Here is a 2,284-nt window from a genome sequence, read left to right as displayed (position 1 = left end):
CTCCACGCGTGTGGGTGACCGGGTGTTGCGCCGGGGTGCGGCGGGGCAGGCGATGGGGAACCGGTGCGGGCCGCGGGGTCCGCACCGCCGACGCTGAGGAGTACGTATGACTGTCTTCGTCATCACCGTTCCCGGGACGTTCGTCGGCGGCGTCAGCGATGCCGTGCGCGAGGTGCTGAAGCGAGAACTGGCCACGCAGCACGGCGATCTCAGTGAGAGCGAGGGACTCGACCTGCTCACCGTGAACGAGGACGACACCTTCTCCGTGCGCCTCGAAGTCGACGCGCCGGACCGGTACGAGGCCGAACTCGGCGCGGTCAGGCTGGTGTCGACCGCCCTCGGCAAGGCGGGGATCGCGGCGGACGACTGCCCGCTGGGCCCACCCGCGGTGACCGGAATCGACAGTGATCTCTGACGGGGCAAGGCCCTAAGGTCGTCGCTCGTGACCGAAAGCGCCTCGCATCTGAAGACCACCGCCGCCGCCTACGACGACATCGCCGTCCGGTACGCCGGACTCGCCCGTGATGATCTCGACCGTCCCTCCGTGGACCGCGCGGTGCTCGCCGCGTTCACCGAGCTCGCGCGGATCTCCGGCCCCGGGCCTGTGGCCGAGCTGGGCTGCGGGCCGGGCCCCGTGACCGCGCTGCTGCACAAGTGGGGGCTCGACGTCTTCGGGATCGACCTGTCCCCGGTGATGATCGACCTCGCCAGGAAGGCCCATCCGGAGCTGCGGTTCGAGGTCGGCTCCATGGACGCGCTCGACCTGGCCGACGGGTCGCTGAGCGGCGTCGTCTCCTGGTACTCGGTGATCCACGCCCCGGCGGAGACCGTGGCCTCCTACCTCGCGGAGTTCCGCCGGGTGCTCGCGCCGGGAGGCCACCTCGTGCTCGCCTTCTTCGAGGCGGAGGGCGGTCCGCTCACCGCCTTCGACCACAAGGTGACCACGGCCTACCGGTGGCCCGTCGACGAGCTGGCCGCGCTGGCGGGCGAGGCCGGGTTCACCGAGGTCGGGCGGATGCTGCGGGAGCCGTTCGAGGGCGAGCGGTTCCGCAGGGGGCATCTGCTGATGCGGGCGGCCGCTTGACCCCTGGCCGCCCCGTGTCCAGCGGCGGTGAAGTTCGTGGGGGCCCGGCACGTGTGGTCCGGCGGTATCGGGTCAAGCGGAACGCATGGCTTCAGAGAGCAGCGCACAACCTCACGAGTTCGGCCCGCAGGCCTCGGTCGAGCGCACGGCCGCCGACGATCCGAGCGGCCTCGACCGGCGCTCCTGGTGGGCCGTGCTCCGGGGAACCGTCAAGCAGTTCCTCCGCGACGAGCTGCCCGACCGGGCGGCGGCGCTGACCTACTACGGCGTCCTGTCGCTCTTCCCCGCGCTCCTCGTCCTCGTCTCGATGCTCGGTGTCGCGGGCGAGTCGGCGACCAAGCAGGTGGTGGAGAACCTGGAGAAGCTCGCGCCCGGCGCGGCCCGCGACATCATGACGCAGTCCGTGGAGCGCCTCCAGTCCAGCAGCGGCACCGGCTCGGTCCTCGCGATCGTGGGCCTGGCCGGAGCCCTCTGGTCGGCGTCCGGCTATGTGGCGGCCTTCATCCGGACCTCGAACGCGGTCTACGAGGTGCCCGAGGGGCGGCCGGTGTGGAAGATCCTGCCGCTGCGGCTCGCGGTGACCCTCGCGCTGATGCTGCTCGCCTGCGCCAGCGCGGTCATCGTGGTCTTCACCGGCGGCATCGCCAGCCAGGTGGGCGGCGCGCTCGGCATGAGCGACGCCGCGCTGACCGTCTGGGCGGTCGTCAAGTGGCCGGTGCTGCTCGTCCTGGTCACCCTGATGGTGACCCTGCTGTTCTGGGCGGCCCCCAACGCCAAGGTGAAGGGCCTGACCTGGATCGTTCCCGGCAGCATCCTGGCGCTGCTGATCTGGATGGCGGCCTCGGCGGGCTTCGCCTTCTTCGTCGCCAACTTCGGCTCGTACAACAAGACGTACGGTGCCATCGCCGGTGTGGTGGTCTTCCTGATCTGGCTGTGGATCACCAACCTGGCGATCCTGCTCGGCCTTGAGTTCAACGCGGAGATGGTCCGCGAGCGCGTCGCCGCCTCGGGCCACGACGACGAGGGCCTGTTCGTCGAACCGCGCGACACCAAGGCGTGGGACGAGGAGGACCGGCGTGAGGCGAGCGCCGAACGATAGCCGCCGCCTCCGCACCCCGACACCCCGCACCCCGGCACCCCGTCACCCGGGCGGCTTCCCCGGCACCGAGGAGACCCTCACCGGGGTGCGGGGTGTCGGGG

At 71.2% G+C, this 2,284-nt stretch carries 3 protein-coding genes; all 3 read left to right on the top strand.

The window, feature by feature from the left end; genetic code table 11:
- Positions 1 to 106: 106 nt before the first annotated feature.
- Positions 107 to 415 (top strand): hypothetical protein, encoded by a 309-nt coding sequence (locus AB8Z36_RS37645; protein WP_369217874.1) that lies wholly within the window; start codon positions 107 to 109, stop codon positions 413 to 415.
- 27 nt (positions 416 to 442) lie between these two features.
- Entirely contained in the window at positions 443 to 1,084 is a 642-nt protein-coding gene (locus AB8Z36_RS37640) for a class I SAM-dependent DNA methyltransferase (RefSeq protein ID WP_369217873.1), read from the top strand.
- An 85-nt stretch (positions 1,085 to 1,169) separates the two neighbouring features.
- The gene (locus AB8Z36_RS37635) at positions 1,170 to 2,183 is read left to right on the top strand and encodes a YihY/virulence factor BrkB family protein (RefSeq protein WP_369217872.1); all 1,014 of its coding nucleotides are present in this window, start codon (positions 1,170 to 1,172) and stop codon (positions 2,181 to 2,183) included.
- Positions 2,184 to 2,284 lie beyond the last annotated feature (101 nt).

The sequence above is a fragment of the Streptomyces flavofungini genome, assembly GCF_041028215.1.
Classification (GTDB): Bacteria; Actinomycetota; Actinomycetes; order Streptomycetales; family Streptomycetaceae; genus Streptomyces; species Streptomyces flavofungini_B.
Note: the sequence above shows the minus strand (reverse complement) of the source record. Positions and strands in the feature narration are given on the sequence as shown.

Bases quoted from the DNA above. Each gene is read 5' to 3' on its own strand.
- AB8Z36_RS37645 (WP_369217874.1), top strand. From the start codon at position 107: ATGACTGTCTTCGTCATCACCGTTCCCGGGACGTTCGTCGGCGGCGTC.
- AB8Z36_RS37635 (WP_369217872.1), top strand. From the start codon at position 1,170: ATGGCTTCAGAGAGCAGCGCACAACCTCACGAGTTCGGCCCGCAGGCC.